Source organism: Myxococcales bacterium, from assembly GCA_016717005.1.
In the GTDB taxonomy this organism is placed as follows: Bacteria; Myxococcota_A; Polyangia; order Haliangiales; family Haliangiaceae; genus UBA2376.
On sequence record JADJUF010000001.1, the window covers coordinates 1,261,171 to 1,287,273 of the forward strand.

The window sequence follows — 26,103 nt, forward strand, 5'->3', positions numbered from 1 at the left end:
CGCCGCGATGGCGCCGGCGGCGATCGCCGCTACAGTGGGCGCCATGACGCGCCGCACGTTGCCCGAGGCCCAGATCCACCCGGCGATCCGCGCCAAGCTCGCCGACAACCACCAGGACATCGTCGACGAGGTCCTCGCCGCGATCGCCGCCCACGACGTGGTCGTCGTCGGCATGAAGCAGAACCCGTACCCGAAGAAGGCGCGCAAGGCGCTGACCGCCAAGGGCACGCCGTTCCATTACCTCGAGTACGGCAGCTACCTGAACACCTGGCGGCGCCGCAACGCGCTCAAGATGTGGACCGGGTGGCCGACCTTCCCGATGATCTTCGTCAAGGGCGTGCTGATCGGCGGCTTCCAGGACCTCGAGAAGCTGCTGGCCTCGGGCGAGTGGGACCAGCTCCTCGCCGCGCCCCGCACCGCCGCCTGATCGAGCGCCGGTCCGGTCGCGCGCCGGGAGCCTCGCGTCGCGGATGGGCGACCGGCCCTCTGGGCTTCAGCTCGGGCGGACGCCGCCGATGGCGGCGCGCAGGGCGTCGAACGCGGGCGTCGACGAGGTCTCGACCGCGCGGCCGCCGTCGCTGGTCCTGGTGCGCTCGCTGGCCGCGACCGTCGGCGCGATGCCGGCGCGCGACAGCACGAACTCGACCGCGCGCACGCGCTCCTGCATCGACACGCTCTCGATCGGCAGGTACGGGATGCGGTGCTGCTCGAGCAGGAGCTTGATCATGCCGTCGATCCGCAGCACCGACTCCCACGACACGCCGGCGCGGACGCCGTCCTCCTTGAGGAGGTCGCGGTGCGGGCGCAGGAAGAACACCGTGCCCTCGGACACCCAGCGGATGTAGTCCTTGAACCGCTGATCGCCCATCAGGTCGGCGACGACGGTGGTGTGCTCGGCGGCGTAGGCCAGGTTGTCGAACGCGCGATCGCTGACGAACGCGCCCGCGTGCATCTTCTCGATCGCGACCTGCCGCCCGAACACGCGGTCCTGGTACTCGGCGACCAGCTCCATGTCGGTGCGCAGCGCGTCGAGCGAGCTCTCCATCTCGGCCAGGACCGCGCGGGCGACCTCGGTGATCATCGGCAGGCCGAACCGGCGGCTGACGTACCGGCACAGCGTGGTCTTGCCGGTGGCGTGGCTGCCCACGAAGTAGATGCGCATGAGCGATCGAGTACGGGATCGCTCTGACAGTCGCGCCGACTACGCGGCGGCCGGCTCGAGGTAGACCGACCGGGCGTGGCCGCACGCGGCGCACGCGAGCCGGACCACCACCAGCAGGCGACCGTCGAAGCGGATGGCCTCGTCGCTGGCCAGCGCGAGCGGCTCGCCGCAGGCGCACGTGCCGGCGGCCAGCTTGCTGCGCCAGGCGGCCGGGACCTTGACCGCGGTGGCGGCGGTGTCGCCGCGCAGGATCGGCGCCGCCGGCGGCGGGGACGGTGGCGGCAGCGCGGCCGGCCCCGCGGCCGAGCCGTCCGCGGGCGTCGGCAAGGCCATGCGGCGATCGGCCAGCACGCCGACCACCACGTACGCGGTGACGGCGCCGGCGAGCACGAGCACGACCCAGAGCATCTTGGCACCATGACCGATGCCGCCCCGCTGGTCAAAGGTGATTCAGGCCGGACGGCGCGGCGCGCCCAGGCCGAGCCGACGGTGGTCGGCCAGCGTGCATCGATCCTGGACCACGCGCTTGCCGGCGGCGCGCAGCGCCTCGGCCACGGCGTCGTTGCGGATGCCGAGCTGGAACCACACCACCGGCGCCGGGCACGCGGCCAGCTCGGCCAGGTGCCCAGGCAGCGCGTCGGCCCGGCGGAACACGTCGATCAGATCGATCGGCTCAGCCAGGTCGGCCAGGGTCGCCACGACGGGCGCGCCGAACAGCGCGCGGCCGACCAGCGCCGGGTTGACGCCGAGGACGCGATAGCCCTGCGCGTGCAGGTAGGCCGGCACGTAGTGGGCCGGGCGCGCGGGATCGTGGTGGACGCCGAGCACCGCCACGGTCGGGCTGTGCGCGAGGATCGCGCGGACGTCGAGATCGGTCATCGCCCCGATCTTAGGGCCCGCGCGTGAACAACTCGGTCGGTCTCGCGGCCGATCCATCCCGGCTGGCTGCGTTGCCGGCTCCGGTCCTCGGGTCACGTCCAACGAGGACGCTCCCCTCCGGTCCTCGCCGTCGCCTTGCCATCCGGGCGCCTCGTCCGCGATCCTCGATCGACTTGTTCACGCGCGGGCCCTTACCCCAAGGCGTCACTCCTTCGGCATGTCGATCATCGTGCGCGCGGCCTCGTCCTCGACGAACGCCCCGCCCTGCCACGCCCAGCGCTCGACCTGCAGCTTCGACGGACAGCAGGCGCCGTCCTCGGGCCCCGACATCATGCGCTCGACCACGACCGCGCCGCCCTCGACCTTGATGTCGTAGAGGCCGCCGTCGCCGCGATCGCCGCCGGGGAGGTGCCCGATCACCACCGGCTGGCCGTCCCGCAGGCCGTAGGCGTCGACGCCGTCGAACTGGCCGGTGCCGCCGCCGTTGTAGACCGAGACGATCAGCGCCTCCTCGACGCCGTCGCCGGTGACGTCGCCGAACACCGGCGGCTGGACGGTGAAGTAGCCGCGCTCGACGAACGCGTCGGGGTCGGTGGGCTGGTAGTCACCGGCGACCTCGTTGCCGTCCTCGTCGAACGCGAACGCGGCCTCGCCGTTGACGACGGTGAACGAGCCCTCGCCGACCTCGTAGGTCCGGTTGGCCCAGTCGATGGCGCGCAGGCCGGCGGGGGCCGTGGCGCCGCCGGTGTTGGCGACCGCGGTCGACCGAGCGCCGCCGCCGCAGGCGGCCAGCGTGAGGAGCGTGGAGCTGATGAGCGCGAGCTTCATGGGCGCGGATGTAACGCACCGGTCCGGCGCCGTCATCCGCGAAACCACCGTGGTAGCGTCGCGGCGGTCATGCGCGCGTCGTCGATCCTGGCCTGGACCTGCGTCGCGGCCGTCGTCGGCTGCGGCCGCGGGCGCGGCGGGCCGCACGGCCTGCTCGACGCGATCCCGCTCGAGGCCACCGCGGTGGTGCAGCTCGATCCGGCGGCGCTGCGCGACACCTGGATCGAGACGGTCGCGGTGGCGCTCGCGACCCGGGCCGAGGTGCCGCCGTGCGTCGTGACCCGGGCCCGCACCGCGACCCGGGTCGTGGTCGCGTGGGCCGACATGCTGCCCGACGACGGCTTCCTGGTGGCCCTGACCGGCGGCGCCGTCGCGCCCTGCCCCGAGCTCACCACCCGCGGCGGGATCGCGACCTGGTCGCGCGACCTCGCGCCCCGGGCCGACGGCGACGACGGCTACTTCGCCGACCGATCGCGACGCGCGCGCTTCACCCGCCTGGCGGCGGCGCCGGTGCGCGGCCTCGCCGACCACGAGCTGTCGGCCGGGATCGTCGCGCGGGCCGACGTCACGATCGACGGCCGCGACGGCGTCGACGCGCGCGCGACCGTGCGCTTCGACGCGGCCAGCGCCGCCGACGGCGCCCGGGCCCGGCTCGATCGCTGGCGCGCCAACGTCGACCGCGATCGCCTCGGCGGGGCCGCGGCCGCGGTCCAGGCGCTGGCGGTCGACGGTCCGGTGGCCGGCACGCCCAACCTCGAGCTGACGCTGCGGATGCCGGGCCCGCCCGGGGCCGAGGCGGCGGCGCTGCTCGCGGCGGCGGTCGTGGCCGGCTCGTACCTCGACGAGCGCATGCCGTGCCCGGCCGACACCGCGATGGCGCCGTGGGCGATCGTCTGCACCAGCGGCGAGGTGCGGGTGCCCGCCGCGGCGCGCGATCGCATGCTGGCGGTCGACGGCCCCGGCGCGCTGCTCACGCTGCGCCGGGTCGGCAGCAACGCCCAGCGCGTGGTCGTGCGCGCGGTCGAGCCGACGTCGCCGCTGCGCGCGCTGGGGCTGGCGGCCGACGACGTCGTCCTCGACGTCGACGGGGTCACCGCGACGCCGGCGTCGATCGAGGCCGCGCTGGCGGCGGCCGCGACCCGCCCGGTCGACAGCACCGCGACCGTGCGCATCATGCGCGGCGGCCGGCGGCTGACCTTGCGCTACCGGATCACCCCGTGAGCGCGCGCCCGCTCATCGCGCTCACGGCGATCGTCGCCGCGGCGCTCGCGCCCGCGTGCGCAGGCGATCGCGGCCCGGCCGCGGCCATCGACGCCGCGCCGGCCGCCGAGGCCGCGCCGCCTGCGGTCATCGCGCCGCCGCCGATCGCGGTCGCGCCGCCGCCGATCGCGTCCGCGCCGCCCGCGCCGGCCCCGCCGCCCGGCCACGACTTCTTGCCCGACGCCCGGGCGCTGCAGGCGCTGGCGCTGTGCCAGGGCGACACCGCCGCGGCGCTGCCGCCGGGCGTGCGCGCGCGCCACTGCGCGCGGGTCGCCGCGATCCAGGAGCGCTACCGCGCGCGCTGGCTGACGCCGGCCCGGGCGTTCCTGGCGACGATCGTCCCGGCCGACGTCCCGACCACCGTGGTCTACCCGTTCGCCGGCGGCGATCTCGCGACCGCGCTGACGGTGTTCCCGGCCGCGACCGAGCTGACGACCTTGTCGCTCGAGCCGGCCGGCGATCCGCGCACGATCGCGACCCTGACGCCGGCGCAGCGGGCCCGGGCGCTGGCGGTGATCGCCGACGAGCTGCGGTTCCTCTACGTCGCCAACTTCTCGAACACGCGCAACCTGATCGACGCGATGCGCGGCGGCGAGCTGCCGACCCAGCTCGCGTTCTCGCTGTCGGCGCTGGCGCTGCACGACTGCGAGCTGGTGTGGGTGCGCTACTTCCGGCTCGCGCCCGACGGCGCGATCGCGTACCTCACCGACGCCGACGTCGCCGCGGCGCCACCAGCCACGGCCGGCGCGCGCGACCGCCGCAACCGCGCGTTCGGCGACGTCGAGCTGGGCTTCCGCCGCGCCGGCGACCCGACCGTGCGGGTGTACCGCCACCTCCAGGCCAACCTCGACGACGCCCACCTCGGCGCCGACGGCCGGGTCCTCGCCCACCTCGCGGCCAAGGGCCACGTCGCGGCGATGACCAAGGCCGCGGCCTACCTGCTCGGCTGGGACACCTTCGCGCGGGTCCGCGCGTGGCTGATCGCCGACGCGGTGTGGATGGTGTCCGACGCCAGCGGCCTGCCGCCGCAGCGCGCCGCGGCGGCGGGGCTGGGCCAGGAGGTCTGGGGCCAGTTCGTCGGAGCGCACATGCACGCGCCCCGGGCCAGCGATCGCGCGTGGCGCGCGCTGTTCGCGGCCTCACCGACGCGCGCGCTGCCGATCCCGTTCGGGTACCGCGACCGCCGCGGCCACGCGCACCTGATCGTCACCCGGCGGCCGTGACCGCGCCGGCCAGCGCGGCTACGATCGCGCGGTGACCGAACGCGCCGGCCGCCGTCGCACCGTGCCGCCCCCGGCCGGGCCGCCGTTCCCGCGCGCGGTCGCGACCTGGGTCGGTCGCTCCGACGAACTGGCCCGGGCGGTGGCGCTGCTCGACCGCGACACGCTGCACCTGTTCTACGGCGTCGGCGGCGTCGGCAAGAGCGAGCTGGTCTACAAGCTGGTCGAGGAGGCGCAGCGCACGACGCGCTGGACCGACGCCGCCGCGGTCGTGCTGGCGGCGCGGCCCGGGGCCAGCGGCGCCCACCTCGCGGCCGCGCTCAAGTCGCAGCTCGGCGCCCGCCGCCGCCGGATCGCGTTCGCCGCCACCGGCGCGTCGGCCGACGACGATCTGACCGACATCGCGAGCGCGCTCGAGGCCCACCCGACGCTGGTGTTCCTCGACGATCTCCACCACCTGCCCGCGGCCGACACCGCCGAGCTGCTCGGGTTCCTGTCGCGGCACGTGCGCGCGAGCCGGATCCTGGTGGCGTCGCGGGTCGAGCTGGCGCTGCCGGCCGACACGCCACCGCCGGTCGTGCACCGGCTGGGCCCGCTCGACGCCACCGCCACCGCGACGCTGGTGCGCGAGCTCGCGGTGCGCCTGGGCGTGCCGCCGCCCGACGTCGACGTGGTGTTCGCGCGCTCGGGCGGCAGCCCGTTCTTCGTCCTGCGCGAGGTCGCCGGCGACGCCGCCGCGGACGGCGGCCTCGACGACACCGTCCGCGCGCTGGCGCCCGACGCGCGCGCGCTCTTGCTGGCGCTGGCCACCAGCCGCGGCCGGCTGTCGACCGGCGACGCCCAGGCCCTGGCCGGCGGCCCGCCCGATCCCGACGGCGGCCCCGGCGCCAGCGCCGAGCGCGTGCGCGAGCTCGGCCGACACCTGCTGGTCGACGTCAGCCGCGGCACCGCGCTGGTCCACGACCTCGTGCGCGACGCGGTCCTGCGGGTCGCGACCCGCCGCGAGCGCGCGGCCTCGCACCGCCAGCTGGCCGAGCTGCACCTGGCCCACGCCGGCGACGGCGTGCGCGCGACGACGCCCGCCGACGCCGCGTACCTGGTCGAGGCGATCCACCACCTGACCGCGGCCGGCGACGTCGACGACGCCTGGGATCGGTGCGAGGGCCACTACCGGATCATCGCCGCCGCCGGGCTCGATCACCTGCTGATCGACAGCCTGCGGACCCTGGCCGGCGCCGTCGACGACGCCCGCGACGGCATCGGCATCATGCTGGCGCGCATCCTGGTGCGGCGGTCGCTGATCGCCGAGGCCGCGGACGTGCTGGCCGGCATCAGCGCCGCGGCCCGCGGCTCGCTGCGCGGGCTGCGCCTGGCCGGCGAGGTCGCGCAGCGCCGCGGGCGGCTGACCGAGGCCGAGGCGCTGTTCCGCCAGGCCCGCGCCTGCGCCGCGACCCCGGCCGAGCGCTTCGGCGTCGCGCTCGAGCTGGCCGACATCGCCGGGCTGCGCGGCCACGGCGACGCCGCGCGCGAGGTGCTGTCGACCGCGCTCGCTGACCACCCCCAGGCGTCGCCGCGCGAGCGCGCGCGCTGGGGCTGGTCGATGGCGGTGTCGTACCTGATCCCCGAGGGGTTCGCCGCGTCGATCGAGTGCGTGCGCGCGGCCAAGGCCGCGATCGGCGGCGCCGGCCTCGACGATCTCGAGGTCATGCTGGTCATGCTCGAGGTGCTGGCCCGGGCCGAGTGCGACGATCTGCCGACCGCGCGCGCGCTGCTCGATCGCGTGACCCGGGCCGCCGCGGTCGGCGCGCTGCGCGAGCACGTCGGCGCGCTCTACGCCGGGGTCGTGGCCCAGGCCGCCGGCGAGCTGAGCGTGGCCCGGGGCCAGCTCGAGCGCGCGTTCGCGTACCTGTTCGATCACGGCGATCAGGTGCTGGCCTCGATCGCGGGCTACTACATGGCGCGGGTGTTCCTGGCCCAGGGCGACGTCACGGCCGCGATCGAGATGAGCGGGCGCATGAGCCGCCTCGCGCAGGCCGCGGAGCTCGACTCGCTCGGCGCCCACGGGCGCACCACGGCCGCCGAGGCGCTGCTGGTCGCCGGCAAGGCCACCGAGGCCCGGGCCCTGGCCGAGGCCGCGTTCGCCGCGGGCTACGCCGGCGCCCAGACCCGGCGCATGGCCCAGGCGGTGCTGGCGCGGCTGGCCGCGCTCGACGGCGATCTCGGCGGCGCCCGCCGTCTCCTCGACGCGATCGCGGCCGATCTGGACGCGCGCCCGACCGATCTCGAGACCGGCGCCGCCCGGGCCGCGCTCGAGCTCGACCGCGCCAGCGTCGAGCTGCACGGCGGCGACGCCCGCGCCGCGCTGGCCGCGGCCGGCCGCGCGCTCGAGCACTACCGCAAGAGCGGGCGCCACGGCCAGTACGCCCGGGCGCTGGTGGCGCGGGCCGCGGCCCTGATCGCCACCTCCGATCCGGCCGGCCTGCTCGAGGCCGAGGGCCTGACGACCGAGGCGATGGGCCTCGCGACCACCCACGGCCACGGCCGGGTGCTGGCGCGGTGCGCGCTCCTGCGCGGCGCGCTGCGCACGCGCGGCGGCGACGCGGTCGGCGGTCGCGCCGAGCTCCTGGCCGCGGTCCACGCCGGCGTCGCGTCGCTCGAGCACGGCGAGGGCCGCGCGGTCCGGGTCGCGCTGGGCGAGGCGCCGCCGACGCCGGGGCAGCGCGCGCTCCTGGCCGCGCTCGGGCTCGCGCCCGGCGCCACCTACCGCGTGGTCGGCAAGACCGGCACCCGGGTCGTCGACGACGCCGAGCTCGATCGCGTGCGCACCGGCCACGCGTTCGTGATCGAGCCCGTGCGCGCGGTGATCTCGTGCAACCACGCCGGCGCGGTCGCGATCGATCGCGGCCGACCGCTGGCGTGCGAGCTGTTCGCGGCCCTGGTCGAGGCCCACGGCGCCGTGATCTCGGCCGAGCAGCTGTTCCTCGGCGTCTGGGGCGGCCGCGAGTACCACCCGCTGCGCCACCGCAACACCGTCTACGTCGCGGTCAAGCGCCTGCGCCAGACCCTCAAGGGCCTGATCGCCGACGAGCGCGAGATCATCGAGACCGCGGCCGGCGGCTGGCGCCTGGCCGACGGCGTCGACGCGGTGGTCGTGCGCCCGGTCGACGACGCGCCGTGACGGCTTGACCCCTCGGGCGGCCGTCGGCATCGTGCCGGCATGCAGCTCGATGGAACCGTCGCTCTCGTCACCGGTGGCGCCTCCGGCCTCGGCGCCGCCACCGTCCGCCGGCTCGCCGCCGGCGGCGCCAAGGTCGTCATCGTCGATCGCGATCTCGCGGGCGGCACCGCGCTGGCCGAGGAGCTCGGCGTCGACCGCGCCCGGTTCGCGCAGGCCGACGTCACCGACGCCGCCCAGGTCGAGGCCGCGATCGCCGCGGCCGCGCACTTCGGCCCGCTGCGGATCGCGGTGTCGTGCGCGGGGGTCGGCTGGGCCGCGCGCACGCTCGACCGGACCGGCAAGCCCCACGCGCTCGACCTGTTCCAGACCATCGTCGGCATCAACCTCATCGGCACGTTCAACGTGCTGCGCCTCGCCGCCGCCGCGATGAGCGCGCACGAGCCCACCGCCACCGGCGAGCGCGGGGTCATCGTCAACACCGCGTCGGTCGCCGCCTACGACGGCCAGATCGGCCAGATCGCCTACGCCGCGTCCAAGGCCGGCGTGGTCGGCATGACCCTGCCCGCCGCCCGGGACCTCGCGCCCGCCGGCATCCGCGTGTGCACGATCGCCCCGGGCCTGATGGACACGCCCATGCTCGCGGCCCTGCCCGCCGAGAAGCGCGCCGCGCTCGCCGCCGACGTGGTCTTCCCCAAGCGCCTCGGCGCGCCCGCCGAGTACGGCGAGCTGGTCGCCGCGATCGTCGGCAACGGCTACCTCAACGGCGAGACGATCCGCCTCGACGGCTCGCTGCGCATGCCGCCGAAGTAACGCGCGGCGCGGCTCAGCGCGGCCGCCACCGCTGCAGCGCGGGGTGGCGGCGAAGGGGGGGGGGGCGGGGGGGGGCCACGCGACCGCGCCGACGTAGCCAGCACCGTGCCCCAGCGCACGCGACACTCCCGCTGGACTTCCGCGACCTTGACGCTCGCGGCCGGGCCGTGGGATGCACGGGGCCGTGAACGTCAAGCTGATGCGCCGCATCGACGGCCTGGTCGGCAACCTGCTCTGCACGGCGCTGGCCGCGGGCAAGGAGCTGTCGCGCCCGTTCGCCGGGCCGCCCGGGCCGGTGCGCAACATCGTCGTGATGAAGTTCTTCGGGATGGGCTCGATCGTGGTGGCCAGCCCGGCGCTGGCGGCGCTGCGCGATCAGTTCCCGGGCGCGCGCCTCCACTTCGTCACGTTCAAGGGCAACCGCGACGTCCTCGACATCCTGGCGCTGACCGACGTCAACCACTACATCGACCCGTCGACGCCGGCCAGCTTCACCCGCTCGACCCTGGCGGTGGTCCGAGCCCTGCGCGCGGCCCGGTGCGAGCTCGCGGTCGACCTCGAGTTCTTCGCCAAGTTCCCGCTGACCCTGGCCAGCCTCGCCGGGATCCCGCGCAAGGCCGGGTTCTACCTGCAGTCCGAGGCGTGGCGGCGGTCGCTGCTCGACGTCACCGGCATCTACAACCACTACTTCCACACCAAGGACATCTTCCTGTCCTTGCCGTACCAGCTCGCCACCGGCGATCCGTACTTCTTGCGGTTCGGCGAGTGGACCGCGCGCTACCACTACCCGCGCCGGCTGCCGTCCGAGGTCGAGCGCGCGGCCCTGCGCAAGAAGCTGGGCGCGCGCATCGCGGTCGGCGACGAGCTGGTGGTCATCAACGCCAACACCTCGCCCGATCTCGCGCCCGAGGCCCGCAAGTGGCCCGAGGACCGCTACGCCGAGCTGGCCGATCGGATCGTGGCCGAGCGGCCCCGGGCCCGGTGCCTGTTCATCGGCGCCCCCAGCGAGCGCGCGTACGTCGAGCGGGTCGTGGCCCAGGTCAAGACCCCGCGCGTGGTGGCCATCGCCGGCGACCTGTCGCTGCGCGAGCTGGTGACGCTGTTCGCCGAGGCCGCGCTGGTGGTGTCCAACGACAGCGGCCCGATGCACCTGGCGTGTCTGGTCGACGCGCCGATCGTCGGGCTGTTCTTCGCCGACTCGCCGGTCCTGTTCGCGCCGATCGGGACCCGGGTCCGGTCGGTGGTGCCGCCGCTGTACTCGATCCCGCTGTTCACCGTGTACAACGGCAAAGACATCTCGGTCGGACGGCCGTCGTCGGAGATCACCAACACCGCGGCCTGCACGGTGGCGGTCGACGACGTGATGACCCAGGTGGGTGAGGTCCTCGGGGTCGCGCTGCCGGCGCCGGCCCGCGCCCGGCTGGTGCCGTGACCGACCTCGTCGCCACCGCCCGGGCCGCGCTCGCCGATGGCGTGCGGGTGCGCCATGAGCTGATCGCCACCGAGCTGCCGGCGATCGTCGCCGCCGGCGAGCTGATCGCCGCGACCCTGGCCGCCGGCGGCAAGGTGCTCCTGTGCGGCAACGGCGGCTCGGCCGCCGACGCCCAGCACATCGCGGCCGAGCTGGTCGGGCGGTTCGTCGTCGAGCGACGCGCGCTGCCGGCGATCGCGCTGACCACCGACACCTCGGCGCTCACCGCCATCGGCAACGACTACGGCTATGACGTGGTGTTCAGCCGCCAGGTCGAGGCCCTCGGTCGGCCCGGCGACCTGCTGATCGCGATCACCACCAGCGGCGGCTCCCGGAACGTGGTCGCGGCGGTGGCCGCGGCCCGGGCCGCCGGCATGCAGGTCGTCGGGCTCACCGGCGCCCGCGGCCGAGACTTCATCGCCACCTGCGACGCCGGCGTCGCGGTGCCGTCGGGCGAGACCGCGCGCATCCAGGAGTGCCACATCGCGATCGGCCACGTCTGGTGCGAGCTGGTCGACACCGACCACGGCGGCGCGCGCGTCCCAGCCAGCGGCGACGGCCGGGTGACCGCGTCGGCCAAGGAGTACGGCCTGGCCGAGCTGATCGAGTTCCGGGCCCGGTGCCGGCAGAGCAAGCGCGCCGTGGCGTGGACCAACGGCGTGTTCGACGTGCTCCACGTCGGGCACCTGCAGTCGCTGCGGGCCGCCCGCGGCTTCGCCGACGTGCTGATCGTCGGGGTCAACAGCGACGCCTCGGTCCGCGGCAACAAGGGCCCGAGCCGGCCGATCTTCCCCGCGGCCGAGCGGGTCGAGCTGCTGGCCGCGCTCGAGTGCGTCGACGCGATCACCGTGTTCGACGCGGCCACGCCGGTCGACGTGCTGACGGCGGTGCGCCCCGACGTCCACGTCAAGGGCGCCGACTACGCGCCGCCCGACGGCAAGCCCATCCCCGAGGCGGAGCTGGTGCGCAGCTGGGGCGGGCGGGTCGAGTTCGTGCCGCTGGTGCCCGGGCGCTCGTCGACCGACACCCTGGCCCGGCTCCTGGCCGAGTGACCCGGGCGCTGTTCCTCGATCGCGACGGCACGCTGATCGTCGACGTCGGCTACCCGCGCGACCCCGACGCCGTGGAGCTGTTGCCGGGCGCGGCGGCCACCCTGGCCGCGCTGCCGGCCGACGTCGCGCTGGTGATCGTCACCAACCAGTCCGGCCTGGCACGCGGCCTGGTCACCCCGGCCGAGGCCGCGGCGGTGCAGGCCGAGGTCGAGCGGCAGTTCGCGGCGGCCGGCGTGCGCTTCGCCGGGGTCTACGTGTGCCCCCACGGTCCCGACGACGGCTGCCCCTGCCGCAAGCCGGCCCCCGGCATGCTGCGCGACGCCGCCCGGGACCTCGGCCTCGACCTCGGTCGTTCGCTGATGATCGGCGACAAGGCCGCCGACGTCGCCGCCGGTCGCGCCGCCGGGTGCGCGGTAACCCTGCGCTTCGCCGAGGCTTCGGGCCCCAACGTCGACGTGGTTGGCTGGCCGGCCGCCGGCGCCACGCTGGCCGCGTTCTTCGCGGCGTGATCCGCAACGGTCAGCGAACCCCGGCGCCGACGCGGGCGACGCGCAACTCGGTGCCGGCGATCAACACGACGATATCGGGTGCACCGGGCGCGTCGACGACTCGCCGCGCGGCCTCAAGCGCGGCTGGAGGCACCGCGTAGGTGACCTGCTGCCATCCGGCCACCAACCGCTGCTCGCCGAGATCCACGCCGTTGAGTTGGACCCGCAGCCGCCCTTCCCCCGCCGACCACACCGCGACATCCACCACCGCTTCGGCACCAACGACGTGGAGCTGGACGGCACCGCGCGCTTCATGGCCTGCCGGCACATCGACGAGGCCCTGCATGGTGAAGCGCACGTCCGCGACCTCGTGACCGCTCAACGCCGCCGCGGCGACCCCATCGGCGCCGACCGTCGCCGGCCCGAGCCCGTACAGCTTGTAGCGGACCGCCTGCGGATCGCCGAGATCGACCGTCGACACGTCATCGGTGATCGGCGTGGCCCAGCCCCGATCGCCGATGGCGGGATCGATGCGGTACACGCGGAACGGCCCACGCACGAACTCGAGCGTGCCTCGCGCCTCGATCGCCTCCATCAGGTCGTCATCTGTCTGGCTCAAGCGTTTGCGGATCTTGGCGCGGTTCGCGTACGGGCTGGCGATCCACGACCAGCGCTTCTGGCCGGCCAGCAACGCGAACACGAGCTTGTCGTAGGCGACGTCCGGGGCGCCGCTGATCGCGACGAACCGCACTGGGCGGTTGCCGTACCGCCAGAACAGGTCCCGGAAGTACGCGTCGGCCGCGGGCTCGGTCATCGCCGGCAACCCCATCAGGTGCCGCTGCCAGTAGTACCGCACCGGCCCGTCGACCAGGAAGTTGGAGAGCACGAAGCGGCGGTCGTCGACTCGCGCCAGGTGACCACCGACCGCATGGAGGTCAGACTCCGCGAGCACCACCTTGGGGAACCGCGCGATCTCGCGCGCCTGCCAGGCGAGGAGAAACCCGGCCAGTACCAGGCCGCCGCGCCGAAGCGCCGGCCGGGCGTGCTCGCGCATCGCGACGATGATCGCGGCGAAACCGACCGCGTAGTACGGCACGAACTGCAGCGTGGGGTGGTACTGCTCGACGAGCAACTGCGAGAACACCACGCAGAACGGCACACCCGCCGCCAGGAACCATAGCGGCCGGAACGTGATCGGCGCCTCGACGCCGGTCCGGCGCCAGCGCCACGCCAGCCACGGGCCGCCGAGCACGAGGGCGAGGAACAGCGGCGTGAAAAACCGCCACAGCCGGGCGCTGACGATCGGCATGAGCCCCGCCGTGTAGTTGGTCGAATGCCGCCCTGTGGCGCGCTCCTCGAACTGAAACAGCAGGTCGTGGACGAGATGCACCGGCCCCACCGCCCACGCGATGAGGGCGAACTTGACGGCGACGCCGAGGATCAGGCCGGCGCCCACCGCCACTATCACCGGCCACGACTCGCGGTCGCGCAGCCTGCGCCCACTCCATACGACCGCGGCCACGGTCATGATCGGCAGGTACAGGCCGAAGTCATAGGACGCAAGCGCACACAGCGTCGTCGCGATCAGGATCACGGCCAGGCGCCCCCGCGCCGGTCGTTCGGTCCAGGCGCCGACCTGATCGAGCGCGGCATAGCCGAGCGCGGTGTACAGCGGCACGTGGTGCAAGGTGTCGGCGTACTGGAGCCACAACAGGTTGGTCCCGACCAGCAACACGGCGTAGCCCGCCAAGGCCGCCGACGTGAAGCGGCGGACGAAGCGATAGAAGAACACCAGGCTGAGCAAGCTCAGCAGGTCGGCGAGCACGCGGAAGCCGCCGATCGACATGGTCCCAACCACGCGCTGCTGGACGCCATTCACCAGGTCCGGCAGCGGTGGATAGTGGGTGTAGCGCAGCGAGTCCGGGGTCAGCGGACCGACGTCGAGCACCGGCGTCATGCCGGTGGCGGCGAAGCCATCCCTCGCGAAGTAGCGTCCCGAGGTCAGCGCGTTGCCGTCGGACCACGGATCGCCCCAGTTGGCCCGAAATCCCTCGGTGCGCGTGGCGAACAGGAACGCGGCGGCCAGCGCCAGGCCCAGGAGCGCCGCGGGGTGAACACGCGGGCGCGCCCGGGGCGCGCCGTTCGTCGACGAGGAGGTCACGCGCGTGCGAGCTTTAGTCGTGAGCATCGACGGTGTCAACCGCTTGTCTCGACTGGAAGCGTGGCGACGCACACGCGCTCCGCCACCGCGTTGCATCGGCTGGAGGCGTAGAGTAGCGTCGGCCAGCATGTTGAGCCCGGCCCTCGTCGACGAGCTGCGCGGTCGCCGCGTGGTCGTGCTCGGCGACCTGATGATCGACGAGTACCTCCGCGGCGAGGTCCACCGGGTGTCGCCTGAGGCTCCCGTACCGGTCCTCGATCTCCGCACCACCGAGCATCGGCTGGGCGGCGCCGCCAACACCGCGCACAACCTGGCCCAGCTCGGCGCTCACGCGACCGTGGTTGGCGTGGTCGGCGACGACGAAGGTGCGCAGATGCTCGGCGCAGCGCTCCACCGCGCCGGGATCAAGCCGTGGACAGTGGTCGACCCCGCGCGCCCCACGACCCGCAAGACCCGCCTGGTCGCAGGGGGCCACCAGATCGCCCGGGTGGACAGCGAGCGGCGGACCCCCGTCAGCGGCGCGGTGGCCGCGGCCCTCGGTGATGCGCTCGAGAGCGCGCTCGACGCCGCTGATGCGATCGTGCTGTCGGATTACGACAAGGGCGTGGTCACGCGCGATCTGGCGCGCCGCGCGATCGACGCCGGCCACCGCCGTCCCGTGCCGGTCGTCGTGGACCCCAAGCAGCGCGACTTCTCGGTCTACGCCCGGGCCACGGTGATCACCCCGAACCTGGCCGAGCTCGAGCGGGCGGTGAGTCATCCGGTACACAACCTCGCGGAGATCGACGCGGCCGCCCGCCGCCTTGCCCCAGCGCTCGACGGTGCGGCGTTGCTGGTTACCCGCGGCGCGGATGGCATGACGCTATATCGTGGCGGCGACCGCGGCGCCCACGTCCCGGCCGCCGCGCGCGAGGTCTTCGACGTCACAGGTGCGGGCGACACCGTGGTTGCGACGCTGACGCTGGGCCTGGCAGCTGGCCTCGAAATGGAGGTGGCGATGGAGCTGGCCAGCCTGGCCGCGGGCATCGTCGTGTCGCGGCGTGGTACCTCGACGGTGTCGCCGGCCGAACTCGCGGCCGCAATCGCGTCGGCGCCACGATGACGAGCCGACGACCGGGCACGGCCCTGGCTCGCTGGGTCGTGGTCGAGATCTACGCCGCCTTGACGGTCGCGTAAGGCATCGCGGCCGACCTCGCGCTGGCAGGCTGGCTGATGCTCGGTCGGTCAGGCCACCGCGCTGGTGCACGGCGGGCTGCTCGCGATCGGCGCCGCGCCGCCCGCCGTGGACACGTGGCGCGGTCCGGCGACGCGGCCGCGGCGCTCTGGCGTCGCTGGGCCGTGGTCGTGGTAGCCGTGGCGCAGGCGGCCGCCAACCTCGTGGCCGGCGTCGCCCGCCTGCCCGCAAGCGTGAAGACGAGGCGTCGCGCGTCGCGTGGCCTGAGGTACGGTTGGTCCATGCGATGCGCGTGGCGTCACCTCGGGTTGGCCTTGCTCGCCATGGCGGGCGCTTGCAGCGGGGACTCGGAACCCGCGTTGGCGATCGACTTCGAGTGCCAGCCCACGGCGACGATCGACTTTCCGCCGACGCAGGTCGGACAGCAGGCCGACGCCGTGCTGATGGCCCGCAATGACGACCATGCGGGGACCGTCGTCGCCGCACTCGATGGCCCGGACGCCGACCAGTTCACGATCGACCCGATCTCGACGTGTGACGGGCGGCGGCTGACAGCCGGCGATCGGTGTCTGGTCCGGATCAGCCACACGCCGTCCCGGGCCGGCGCCCACGTCGCCACGCTACGTATCGGCAGCACCGCCACTCCGTTGACCGGCATCAGCACCGCGACGACGACGGGGTTGCTCGTCACGTCGGCGCGGCTCGGGTTCGCACGCGGCGCCGTGGCGCTGGGCCCTACCGACGTGCTCATCACCAACCAAGGGACCACCCCGATCACCCTCGGGTCGCCCATCTTCGCCGGCGACGGGTTCCTCGGCTCGACGGCGGGCGCGTGCGGTCCGACGTTGACCCAGGGCGGCGCCTGCCGCCTCCAGGTCGCGATCACCCAGCTTCGGAACGGCTGCGTCGCCGGCACCCTGACGATCCCGTCGAGCGTCGGCGACGTGACGGTGCCGGTGACGACGCGCCTGACCCGAGGCGTCGACGTCGCGTTCTCTGGGACCGGCGCCGCGCGGGTGACGTCCGATCCGCCAGGCATCGACTGCACCACCAATGGCGGCGTCTGTGGCTGGCTGTTCGACGAGGACACGGTCAACCTCACCGCGGCGGGCGAGGGCGGCACGCGCGTGGTCAGTGTCCCGACGCCCTGGGCGCCGGAGCTCACGCCCCTGGCGCCCGTGTACCACGCGATCGTCGCCCTGGCGCCCCCCGATGCCAAGACGCTGGTGGTGACGCACGAGGGCGCCGGCGCCGGCATGCTCATCGGCAGTGGCACCGTGACAGCCACGCCGTGCACCGAGGCTACGTGCGTGTTCTATGCGCCGCCCAACAGCACCGCCAGCATCGTCGCGTTGGCGCCGTCGCGCTTCGTCGGGTGGAGCGGGGCCTGCATCGGCCAGGCGCGCGTCTGCAATCTCGGCCTGATCGTCAATGACCGGATAGCCGCGGCCACGTTCGCGCGCGACGACCGCGAGGTGACCACGCTGTTGCCAGGGTACGAGTTCCCGGCGGACGCGGTTGCGGCAACCCGCGATGGCGACCTGCTGGCCGCTGGCCGATCGCGCGATGGGACCGTCACGAGCCTGCGCGTGACCCGGCTCGGCCTCGATGGCACACGCCGCTGGCACGTGTCGCTGGTCGAGAACGACCCGTTCCTCGCGATCGGGGACCTCACGACGATCGGCAGCGACGCCATCTACGTCGCCTCGTTCCATCGGCTCTGGAAGCTGACCGCCGCCGGCACGGTCGCGTGGACCGTCCCGCTCCCGGTCGGGCTCGCGACCAGCGCAGGGTTCGCGGCCCGGCTGTTGGCGGTCGGCGACGACGTCCTGGTCGCGACCGCCGACCACGTCGAGCGACGCGCCGCGAGCGACGGTCACGTCGTGTGGACAGTCCCGGCGCCTGGCGCCATCGCGGTCGCGGCGCGCGCCGACGGAGAGATCGCGATCGCGCATGCGGAGACGCCGCTGGCGCTGACCATCGAGCGGGTAGCGCTCGACGGCACCACGCGGGGACCGCCATGGTCGGTGGCGGTACCTGGAGCGGCGACGTCGCTGACCTACGACGCTGGCGGGGCGCTGGTCGTGGGCGCGAGCGGCGCCCTGCTCCGCCTCGACGCTACCGGCGCCGTGGTCGCGACGACCGACGCCGAGGCGGGGCGACCGATCGGCATCGCGACGACCGCGACCGGTCGTGTGGTGGCGATCCATGGCCACCTGTACCGTTCCCACTACGACTTCGAGGCGGGGCTGCGGGTGGATGCGCTCGACGACGCCGTCGGCGTCGTGTGGTCGCTCGACAAGCCCGTCGACAACCCGTCCGACTACGAGACCGGCTGGTTCAACGGCGTCGAGGTGACCGACCTCGCGGTCGACGCCACCGGCCGGGCGATCGTCGCCGGGCGGTTCAACACGCGGCGGACGTGGATCGAGGTCCTCGCGCCGCCGTGACCTCCCCGCGCCATTGACGCGCCGCTGCGACGGTGGCACACACATCCGATGATCGCCTGCGAGGTGTGCGCTTCGTCTCAGTTCCGGCCGATGTTCGACAAGGCCGAGCACCACTTCGTGCGCTGCGGCGACTGCGGCCTCGAGCGGATCTCGCCGCAACCGTCCGACGAGACGCTCGGCAAGATCTACGGCGCCCACTACTACGACGCCTGGGGCCTCCACGACAACGAGACCACCGTCGCGAACCTCAAGCGCGGCACGTTCAAGTTCGTTCTCGGCAAGCTGCCGGCGGCGCAGCCCGGCGACAAGCTGCTCGACTGCGGCGCCGCCACCGGGTTCTTGCTGGAGGTCGCGCGCGACCTCGGCTACCAGCCCTACGGCCTCGAGCTATCCGATTTCGGCGCCCAGGCGATCGCGACCAAGTTCGGCCCCGACCGCGTCTTCTGCGGCGAGCTCGCCGACGCCCGGTTCGCCGACGCGGGCGCCGGAGACTTCGCGGTCGTCACGATGTGCGACTACATCGAGCACGTGCGGGATCCGCGGCGGACGCTCGAGCTCGCGCGCAAGCTCTTGCGCCCGGGCGGCGTCCTGGCGATCACGACGCCCGACGCGGGCTCACCCTCGCGCCGCGTGCTCCGCACCGGCTGGACCCACTACAAGGTCGAGCACCTGTTCTACTTCAACCAGCAGAACCTCCGGCGCCTGCTCACCGACGTTGGCTTCGCGTCGGTCCACTTCCACACGCTGTGGAAGTCGCTCACGCTCGACTACATCGGCCACCAGTTCGAGGTCTACCCGCACCCGGCGCTGACCAAGGTCGCGCGCGCGGTCACCCGCCTCACCCCGGCGGCTGTGCGCGCGTTCCCGCTGCCGTTCTCGACGGGCGAGCTGCTCGCGGTCGCCCGGCTGTAGCCGCGCCGTCAGCGCGCCGGCCCGGTGTACGGCGCGGCCGCCAGCGCGGCGTCGAGCTGCTCCGGGAACGGTCCCCCCCGCCCCCGGCGGGTGCACCTCGCAGCGATCGCCTCGAAGGTCAGGAAGTCCATCCGAGGCCAGCGCGCAAGACAGCGTTTCGAGATGGCCGTGTGGCCTGGTACCCTGGCGGCGTGCGCCCCGTCGCGGTCGTCTGCGCCGTCGTCGCCGCCGCGGGTGGCTGCGGCGACGATCTGCCAGTGGCGCACCCGGCGGCGATCGACGCGGCGTGCGCCGGCGCCGCGGGCCAGCCGCGGGTGCTGGTGTACTCGCGCGAGACGCTGTGGACCCACCCATCGACGCCGGTGGCGCGCGCCGCGCTGATCGACATGTGCGCGAGCCGCGGGTTCACCGTCACCGCGTCGCGCGATCCGGCGGTCTTCAGCGCCGCACGCCTCGCGGACGTCGACGTCGTGGTGTTCGCGGTCACCAGCGGCAACGTCCTCGACGCCCCGGCCCGCGCCGCGTTCGAGCCGTGGGTGCGGGCCGGCGGCGGCGTGGTCGGCCTGCACTCGGCGTCCGCCACCGAGTACGACTGGCCGTTCTTCGTCGAGCTGATCGGCACCCGCTTCCGCACCCACCCGCCGGTGCTGACCCTCGCCGACGTCACGGTCGAGGACCCGGCAGCGCCGGTCACCGCCGGGCTCCCCGCCCGCTGGTCCCGCGCCGACGAGTGGTACGCATTCCACGAGCGGCCCGAGGCGCTAGGCCTCCACATCGTGCTCGCGCTCGACGAGGCCAGCGCCCAGCCGGCGCTGCCGGATGACCAGCGCGTCGGCTACCACCCGATCGCCTGGACCGACGACCACCTCGGAGGCCGCATGTTCTACACCGCGATGGGGCACACCCCCGAGTCGTACGCCGAGACGGTGTTCCTCGACCTGCTCGCCCAGGCGATCACCTGGACGGCGGGCTCGTAGCGGCGCCCGGACGGCGGCGCCAACCCGCCGGTCGCGGCCGCCTCGGCGCCGCGCCATCGCATCGTCACCGCACGATGTCGCTGCGGTGGGTCCAGCGCTGTTCCTCGACCGCGATGGCAGGCTCATCGTCGACGTGGGCTATCCACGCGATCCCGAGACCGTGGGCGCTCCTCCCTGGCGCAGCGTGGGCGCTCCGCGCACTGCCGCAGACGTCGCGCTGGTGATCGTGTCGAACCAGGCGGGCCTCGCGCGTGGACGCATTCACGCCGGCCGAGGCTGCAGAGCCACCTCGGCCTCGACCTCGCGGCATCGCCCATGCTCGACGACAAGCCGTTCGACGTCCTCGCCAGCCGCACCGCCAGCTGCGCGGCGTCGCTGGGGTTCACTGACAGGGCCGACGCCGGCTCACGCGTTGCGGCGCTCCCGGGCTCGGGTTAGCCTCCGCCGCGATGATCTCCATCATCGAGGGTCTGCGCGATCACCGCGTGCTTGTGATCGGCGGTCTGATGGTCGACGAGCACCTGCGCGACGACGTCCACCGGGTTTCGCCCGAGGCGCCGGTGCTGGTCCTCGAACGGCACGCCACCGAGTACCGTCTAGGCGTCGCCGCCAACACCGGCGACACCGTGGTCGCCACGCTCGCGCTGGCGCTCGCGGCCGGGCTCACGCTCGAGGACGCGATGGATCTGGCCAACCTCGCGGCCGACATCTCGGTGTCGCGGCGCGGGACCTCGACGGTGAATCCCGAGGAGTTCGCCGCGATCGCCGCCGCAGGGCCGGTGTGACCGCGCGCGCCCGGCTCGCCGCGCGCGCGCTCCTGCTCGCCGCGCCGGTGACCGGGGCCGTGGTCGGCCTCGGCTGCCCCGACGATCGGCTGCTCGGCGGGGCCGCGTGGCTGCTGGTGCTGGCGACCAGCTTCGCCGGCTGGGGTCGGTGGGTCGCGCGCGCCGCGCGGCTCGACGTCGATCTCGGCCTCCGCCTGGCGTGGGGCTGCGCAGCGTACCTCGCCGTCGCCGGCTGGCTGATGATGCTCGGTGTGCTCACCGCGCCGGCGCAGCTCGCGCTGCTCGGCGTCGGCGCGGTCGGCTACGGCTGGCACGTCGTCACCGCCGCGCCGCCGGATCTCGCGGCCACCTGGCGCGCGCTGCGCGATCGTCCGGCGCTGGCGCTCTACGGCCTGATCGCGCTCGCGGTCGCGATCGACGTGCTGCACGGCATCGCCAACCGCCAGGTCAACGTCAACGACGACGACCTCGCCTACACCGCGCTGGTGCGCCGCCTCTTGCAGATCGGCGACCTCGACGAGCGGTTCAGCTTCCGGCGCATCTCGGCGTACGGCGGTCAGACGATCCTGTCGTCGCTCGGCGCGGTGCGCGGTACGTTCGCCAACCCGTACCTCGTCGACCATGGCCTGTTCCGCCTCATCACCTTCGCGCTGGTGATCGGCCTGGCCCGCGGCCGCGCCGCGATCGATCACGCGCTGGTCGCCGCGCTCTTGCTCGTGCTCGCGGTCCTGCCCGACACCTCGATCAACACCGGCAGCCACTGGTCCGGGCTCGCGCTGTGTCTGGCGCTATACCGCACCGCCACGCTCGACGACACCGCGCGCCGGTGGGCGCTGGTGGCGCTGGTCGCCGCTGCGGCGTCGTCGCTGCGCCAGACCAACCTGTTCATCGCCGGCGTGTTCGTGCTCGCCACCCTGGCGTGGTCGCCGCGGCCGTTCGCCCGCCGCGATCGCTGGGCCGCCCTGGCGCTCGGCTTCGCCGTCGGGCTCCTGCCCTACGCGATCGCCGCGTGGCGCACCTGCGGCACGCCGCTGTATCCGCTGTGGCCCGGCAACTTCAGCCCCGACATCCAGCTCGGCGCGACTGGGTCGCTGTGGCGCGAACTGCAGTTCTTCGGCAAGGTCGCCGTCGAGCCCACGCCGATCCGCGTGATGTTGCCGCTAGCGCTGGTGCTGTTCTCGATCCGAGATCGCCGCCCCGGCGCGCCGCTCACGGCGCTCGCGGTCGCGTGCGCGCTCGGCTTCGTCGAGCTGGTCCACGCCTTCTCGCTGTCAGATCCGCCCAACCTGTGGCGCTACGCGTTCGGCTTCATGACCGCGTGGACCGTGGTCGCCATCGTCGAGCCCAGCCACCAGCCCGATGCGCCGGTGACCACCCCGGCGCTGGCGCGCCTGATCGCGCTCGCTGCGCTCCTGACCCAGCTCGCGATCGCCGCGCCCAGCATGATCAGCAGCTACGCCAATCTCGCGCGCGATCTCGACGGCGCCCACCGCGGCGCCGCCGCCGAGGAGCTCACCGCGCCACGCGCGCTCTACGCCGAACTCCAGGCCGCGACCCCACCTGGCGCGACGCTCGCCGTGCTGCTCGATCAGCCGTTCCTGCTAGACTACGATCGCAACGACATCATCAACGTCGACACCCCCGGCTACGTGAGTCCGGCGCCGGGCTGGCCCGCGTTCGCCGGCCCCGAGGCGTTGGCGACCTACCTGCGCGGCCAGGGCATCCGCTACTACGCGTTCGTCCGCGGCGATCGCTCGCGCTACTTCTACCGCCGCGACTACTGGGTGCTGCGCACGCTGTTCGACAGCGAGCTGTGGCAGGTGATCGGCGCGCACACCGTCGACGCGGTCGAGACATCGGCGGCGCTGGCCACCACCCGCGCGATCCTCTTCGAACGCGACGGCATGGTGCTGCTCGATCTGGAGAGCCGGCGATGAAGCGCCTCGCGCTGACGATCGCCCTCGCCGCGTGCCGCGAGCCGGCGCCGTCGGCCGGCGTCCGGGCCCGCGAGGCCTTCGTGCGCGACCTCGCGGTGCGCGAGGGCCTGGTGGCGGCATGGCAGCTCGGCAACCGCAGCGACCTCCGTTTCGAAGACGACCTGTCGGCGATCCAATGCGTGGCGCCCGACGGCTCCGTGGTCGATCGCGATCGCGGCCAGCGCTGCAAGAGCGGCGAGGCCGCGCCGGCGCGGTGGATGGGCGCGACCGCGCGGCTGCGGGTGCGCGGCACCGGCGCCATGCGGCTGTGGCTCCACGGCCACGTCGATCGCACACGGGTGCTGACCGAGCCTGACCTCACCGTCACCTTCGCCGGCGCGGTCGTCTACACCGGCGCGCTCGCCACCGACGGCAGCTTCGAGGTGACGGTCGACCTCCACCCGAGCGGGGCGTGGCAAGACGTGTACGTGATCCTGTCGTCGGTCGGCGAGCCGATGCGCGAGCCGTCCCGCATGGCCGCGGCGCGGCTTGACGGCGTGCGCTGGGAGCCGGTGCGGTGACGCCGCGCGCGCGCGCCGTCGCGGTCGCCGCGCTGCCCGTCGTCGCTCAAGCGCTCGCGCTCGTGCCCGGGCTCGACGTACGGATAGCGCTCGTCGCAGGCACAGTCGGCGTCGCCGGCGGGCTGCACGGTCTCGGCCGCGTCGTCGGGCGCGCGCTCGATCGCGATGACGCGCCGGTCGCGCTGGCGATCGCCTGGGGCCTCGCGCTCATCGCACCGCTAGGCGCGATCGTGCAGCTCGGTGCGTCGATCGTGCTCGTCGACCTCGCGCTGGCGCTCGGCGCCGCTATCGGCGGGGCCCGGGCCGCGACCCGGGCGCCGCTCGGCGCGCGGGTGGCCCCGGGTGCCGGTCGCCATCGCCTGCGCCTTCGCCGGCCTGGCCATCGTCGCGGGCGCCGGCGATCACCACGGCCTCGGCAGCGCCGCCCATCACCCGCGCGGGCTCCAGGCCGGGCTCGATCTGCTCACGCATCGGGTCGCCGCGAGCGCGCATCTCCTCGACGACGGCTGGGCCTTCGCGCTGGTGCTCGGCCTGGTCTTCACGCGCCTCGACGCCGGGCACGCCATCGGCCGCGTCGCGCTGGTGCTCCTGCTCGCATCGCTGCCCTTCGACGGCCACGATCTCGCGCCGCGCTGGACGCTCATCGCGGTCGTCCTCGCCGCGTACATGACCGCGCGCACGATCCCCGGGCGACGCGCGCAGTTCGTCGCCCTCGGGCTCACCGCGGTCGCGATCGCGCTGGCCGTGCCACCGACCCGTCCGGCCCACGCCGGCATCGCGCTGGCCATCGCAGCGGTCGTGATCGCGCTCACGGCGGTCCTCGCCGACGATCGCGCCGACGCCGTCCTCGACACCGGCCGGGCCCGCGGCACCACCGCACTGATCGCGGTGTGCCTGATCATCATGCTGGTCCTCGTTGGTGTGCGCACGCGCCGCGGCGTGCCGGCGACCTCGTGGCAGGACCGGCTGCGCTACAGGATCGACGTCGCGGTCGCGCTGGGCGACCTGCCGCGGGCGCGATAGGCTCACCCCATGCGTACGCGCGTCGCCGTCCGCCCGACACCCGGCTCGTGCAGCGCGACCACGGTCACCCGGTTCCGCAACGACGGCGCGCCCGGCCCGACCTCGCCGACGCCGCCGAGTTCACCGTCGCTCCGATCACCGACTGCGACGAGGGCCGCCGCCTCGGCGCTGGCGACCGGTGCTTCGTACAGGTCGACGTCGCGCCGCAGTCCCTCGGCGCCAACCAAGCGTCGCTGCGCGTCGGAGGCACCCGCATCGCGCTCACCGGCACCGCGCTCGCCACCACCACCGAGCTGTTCGTCGGCGCCGCCAGCCTGTCGTTCAGCCGCGGCGCGGTCGCTCGTGCTCGGCGCGCCCGCCTTCAGCGGCGCCGGCTTCATCGGCAACACCGCCTCGGGCTGCGGTCTCATGCTTACCGCTGGCGGGGCGTGTCGGATGCAGGTCGTATACTCGCTGACGATCCGCGGGTGCGCCGCGGGCGCGATGCGCCTGGGCGGCGTGGGCATCCCCATCGACGGTCGCTTCGTCGGCGGCACCGAGGTCTACGTCCGCGGTGGCGGCCCACTCCCCAGCAGCCGCCGGATCGTGAGCGACGTCATCCCGTTGGTTCGGCGCCTTCGACGCGCAATGATCGGCACGCTGGCCGGCGCCGCGCCGATCGACCTGCGCGGTCCGCTGCCCGGCCTGGTGTGACCAGCCCCGCCGGCTACGACGGCGGCGTCGGGCCCGGCGCGGTGGCGACCGTCGCCGGCCACGGGCAGACGTTGGCGATGCGGAGCCCCAGCTTGTGGAACGTCGCCTGGAGGATGTCGCCGTCGAAGATCTGGATGCTGTCGCCGTCGGCGGCGAACCACGGTCGGTGCTCGACCATGCAGTCGGCGGTGCAGTAGCCCGCGCGGTTGCCGAAGTAGTCGGCCTCGGCCAGGTCGCAGCAGCCGTCGCCGCACTCGTTGAGGTGACGCAGGGGATCGTCGCAGGTCGAGGGCGCGTCGACGACCTGCAAGCCGGGCTCGTCGATCGACAGCCGGCAGAGGGTCTTGCACGGCCGATCGGGCAGGCAGGCGTCGACGCACAGCCAGTCGCGCGCGGCCGCGGCGGTGGCGGGCTCGTCGGCGCTGGTGCACGCGCCCAGCGCGGCCGCGAGCAGGATGGAGGACAGCGGGAGACGGCGGTTGATCAAGATCGGCATGCTCCCAGGGGACCGCTGCGGCGCCCGGTCGCGCGGGATTCGTCGTTGGCCCCGCGGTCGGTATCGGCGATCACAACCCGCGACCGAGCGATCGCGCGCGCTCGGTCGCCGTCCTCGGGGTCGGTCGGCCGCGCGCGCCGGCAGCGCCTACCCGCGCAGGCCGAAGAAGTCGCGGATGCGATCGGCCAGGTCGGCCTTGACGTCGGCCCGGCTGGTGGCGGCGCGGGCGCCGCGGGCGCTCTCGAGCGCCTCGCGCCGGGCGGTCAGGACCTCGGCGATCTGCTCGGCGATCTCGGGCCGGGCGGTGACCAGCGCCTGGAACACCGCCTTGTCGATGCGGTAGCAGTCGAGGTCGGTGGCGGCGACCACGGTGGCCGAGCGCGCCTCGCCGGTCATGAGCGACATCTCGCCGAAGAACTGGCCGGGGCCGAGGCGCGCGACCTCGCGGGCCTTGGCGCCGCGGCCGAGCTGGACCACGGCCGCGCCGGTGGTGATGAGGTACAGGCCCTCGCCGGCCTCGCCCTCGTGGGTCACGGTCTCGCCGGCGGCGAACGGCTCGGGCTTGAGCGCGGCCGCGAGCGTGGCCC

The 26,103-nt window shown here is 74.3% G+C and carries 25 protein-coding genes; 17 read left to right on the forward strand and 8 right to left on the reverse strand.

The window, feature by feature from the left end:
* Positions 1-43 precede the first annotated feature (43 nt).
* Positions 44-427 carry a glutaredoxin gene (locus IPL61_05330; GenBank protein MBK9030752.1) on the forward strand — a complete coding sequence of 128 codons (384 nt, stop codon included), beginning with the start codon at positions 44-46 and terminating at the stop codon, positions 425-427.
* A gap of 66 nt (positions 428-493) precedes the next feature.
* Here the strand turns inward: IPL61_05330 and IPL61_05335 are convergent, their stop codons facing one another.
* The 4 genes from IPL61_05335 to IPL61_05350 all read right to left on the reverse strand — a co-directional run bounded on the left by IPL61_05335 (position 494) and on the right by IPL61_05350 (position 2,869).
* Positions 494-1,162, reverse strand: coding sequence for an ATP-binding protein (locus IPL61_05335; GenBank protein MBK9030753.1), 669 nt, complete (start codon positions 1,160-1,162; stop codon positions 494-496).
* A gap of 39 nt (positions 1,163-1,201) precedes the next feature.
* Positions 1,202-1,570, reverse strand: coding sequence for a hypothetical protein (locus tag IPL61_05340; GenBank protein ID MBK9030754.1), 369 nt, complete (start codon positions 1,568-1,570; stop codon positions 1,202-1,204).
* A 42-nt stretch (positions 1,571-1,612) separates the two neighbouring features.
* Positions 1,613-2,041 (reverse strand): CoA-binding protein, encoded by a 429-nt coding sequence (locus IPL61_05345; protein MBK9030755.1) that lies wholly within the window; start codon positions 2,039-2,041, stop codon positions 1,613-1,615.
* A gap of 204 nt (positions 2,042-2,245) precedes the next feature.
* Positions 2,246-2,869, reverse strand: a complete 624-nt coding sequence (locus IPL61_05350) for a hypothetical protein (GenBank protein ID MBK9030756.1) — start codon at positions 2,867-2,869, stop codon at positions 2,246-2,248.
* A gap of 69 nt (positions 2,870-2,938) precedes the next feature.
* On the opposite strand from IPL61_05350, the gene IPL61_05355 reads away from it, so the two are divergent.
* From IPL61_05355 to IPL61_05385, 7 genes are all read left to right on the forward strand, one after another.
* Positions 2,939-4,090, forward strand: a complete 1,152-nt coding sequence (locus IPL61_05355) for a PDZ domain-containing protein (GenBank protein ID MBK9030757.1) — start codon at positions 2,939-2,941, stop codon at positions 4,088-4,090.
* The gene (locus tag IPL61_05360) at positions 4,087-5,352 is read left to right on the forward strand and encodes a hypothetical protein (GenBank protein ID MBK9030758.1); all 1,266 of its coding nucleotides are present in this window, start codon (positions 4,087-4,089) and stop codon (positions 5,350-5,352) included. Before IPL61_05355 ends, IPL61_05360 begins: the two co-directional genes overlap by 4 nt.
* Positions 5,353-5,383: 31 nt before the next feature.
* Positions 5,384-8,527: a winged helix-turn-helix domain-containing protein gene (locus IPL61_05365; protein ID MBK9030759.1), complete on the forward strand. Its 3,144-nt coding sequence runs from the start codon at positions 5,384-5,386 to the stop codon at positions 8,525-8,527.
* Positions 8,528-8,566: 39 nt separating this feature from the next.
* The gene (locus IPL61_05370; GenBank protein MBK9030760.1) at positions 8,567-9,337 is read left to right on the forward strand and encodes an SDR family NAD(P)-dependent oxidoreductase; all 771 of its coding nucleotides are present in this window, start codon (positions 8,567-8,569) and stop codon (positions 9,335-9,337) included.
* 184 nt (positions 9,338-9,521) lie between these two features.
* A complete protein-coding gene (locus tag IPL61_05375) occupies positions 9,522-10,769 on the forward strand; it encodes a glycosyltransferase family 9 protein (GenBank protein MBK9030761.1) in 1,248 nt (415 codons plus the stop codon).
* A complete protein-coding gene (locus tag IPL61_05380) occupies positions 10,766-11,860 on the forward strand; it encodes an SIS domain-containing protein (GenBank protein MBK9030762.1) in 1,095 nt (364 codons plus the stop codon). Before IPL61_05375 ends, IPL61_05380 begins: the two co-directional genes overlap by 4 nt.
* Complete coding sequence (locus IPL61_05385; GenBank protein ID MBK9030763.1) at positions 11,857-12,369, forward strand: HAD-IIIA family hydrolase; 513 nt, start codon at positions 11,857-11,859, stop codon at positions 12,367-12,369. The genes IPL61_05380 and IPL61_05385 overlap by 4 nt, the downstream gene beginning before the upstream one ends.
* Positions 12,370-12,379: 10 nt before the next feature.
* On the opposite strand, the gene IPL61_05390 is transcribed toward IPL61_05385, so the two are convergent.
* The gene (locus IPL61_05390) at positions 12,380-14,509 is read right to left on the reverse strand and encodes a glycosyltransferase family 39 protein (protein ID MBK9030764.1); all 2,130 of its coding nucleotides are present in this window, start codon (positions 14,507-14,509) and stop codon (positions 12,380-12,382) included.
* A gap of 127 nt (positions 14,510-14,636) precedes the next feature.
* Between IPL61_05390 and rfaE1 the strand changes: the two genes are divergently transcribed.
* The 8 genes from rfaE1 (at position 14,637) to IPL61_05430 (ending at position 24,327) form a co-directional block, all read left to right on the forward strand.
* The gene (rfaE1, locus tag IPL61_05395) at positions 14,637-15,611 is read left to right on the forward strand and encodes a D-glycero-beta-D-manno-heptose-7-phosphate kinase (protein ID MBK9030765.1); all 975 of its coding nucleotides are present in this window, start codon (positions 14,637-14,639) and stop codon (positions 15,609-15,611) included.
* A 251-nt stretch (positions 15,612-15,862) separates the two neighbouring features.
* On the forward strand, positions 15,863-18,133 hold the full coding sequence (locus IPL61_05400) for a hypothetical protein (protein ID MBK9030766.1): 2,271 nt from the start codon (positions 15,863-15,865) through the stop codon (positions 18,131-18,133).
* A gap of 63 nt (positions 18,134-18,196) precedes the next feature.
* A complete protein-coding gene (locus tag IPL61_05405; GenBank protein ID MBK9030767.1) occupies positions 18,197-19,045 on the forward strand; it encodes a class I SAM-dependent methyltransferase in 849 nt (282 codons plus the stop codon).
* A 191-nt stretch (positions 19,046-19,236) separates the two neighbouring features.
* Positions 19,237-20,022 carry a ThuA domain-containing protein gene (locus tag IPL61_05410; protein MBK9030768.1) on the forward strand — a complete coding sequence of 262 codons (786 nt, stop codon included), beginning with the start codon at positions 19,237-19,239 and terminating at the stop codon, positions 20,020-20,022.
* Between the two features lie 449 nt (positions 20,023-20,471).
* Positions 20,472-20,807, forward strand: coding sequence for a hypothetical protein (locus IPL61_05415; protein MBK9030769.1), 336 nt, complete (start codon positions 20,472-20,474; stop codon positions 20,805-20,807).
* Positions 20,804-22,744, forward strand: a complete 1,941-nt coding sequence (locus IPL61_05420; protein ID MBK9030770.1) for a hypothetical protein — start codon at positions 20,804-20,806, stop codon at positions 22,742-22,744. The genes IPL61_05415 and IPL61_05420 overlap by 4 nt, the downstream gene beginning before the upstream one ends.
* Positions 22,741-23,304, forward strand: coding sequence for a hypothetical protein (locus IPL61_05425; protein ID MBK9030771.1), 564 nt, complete (start codon positions 22,741-22,743; stop codon positions 23,302-23,304). The genes IPL61_05420 and IPL61_05425 overlap by 4 nt, the downstream gene beginning before the upstream one ends.
* A 342-nt stretch (positions 23,305-23,646) precedes the next feature.
* On the forward strand, positions 23,647-24,327 hold the full coding sequence (locus IPL61_05430; protein ID MBK9030772.1) for a hypothetical protein: 681 nt from the start codon (positions 23,647-23,649) through the stop codon (positions 24,325-24,327).
* Positions 24,328-24,329: 2 nt separating this feature from the next.
* On the opposite strand, the gene IPL61_05435 is transcribed toward IPL61_05430, so the two are convergent.
* Positions 24,330-24,707, reverse strand: coding sequence for a hypothetical protein (locus IPL61_05435; GenBank protein MBK9030773.1), 378 nt, complete (start codon positions 24,705-24,707; stop codon positions 24,330-24,332).
* Positions 24,708-24,762: 55 nt separating this feature from the next.
* On the opposite strand from IPL61_05435, the gene IPL61_05440 reads away from it, so the two are divergent.
* Positions 24,763-25,020 carry a hypothetical protein gene (locus IPL61_05440; protein MBK9030774.1) on the forward strand — a complete coding sequence of 86 codons (258 nt, stop codon included), beginning with the start codon at positions 24,763-24,765 and terminating at the stop codon, positions 25,018-25,020.
* Between the two features lie 13 nt (positions 25,021-25,033).
* Here IPL61_05440 and IPL61_05445 read toward each other — a convergent pair whose 3' ends face one another.
* Together IPL61_05445 and IPL61_05450 are read right to left on the reverse strand one after the other, a co-directional pair.
* Positions 25,034-25,516: a hypothetical protein gene (locus tag IPL61_05445; protein ID MBK9030775.1), complete on the reverse strand. Its 483-nt coding sequence runs from the start codon at positions 25,514-25,516 to the stop codon at positions 25,034-25,036.
* A 147-nt stretch (positions 25,517-25,663) separates the two neighbouring features.
* Positions 25,664-26,050, reverse strand: coding sequence for a cyclic nucleotide-binding domain-containing protein (locus tag IPL61_05450; protein MBK9030776.1), 387 nt, complete (start codon positions 26,048-26,050; stop codon positions 25,664-25,666).
* Positions 26,051-26,103 lie beyond the last annotated feature (53 nt).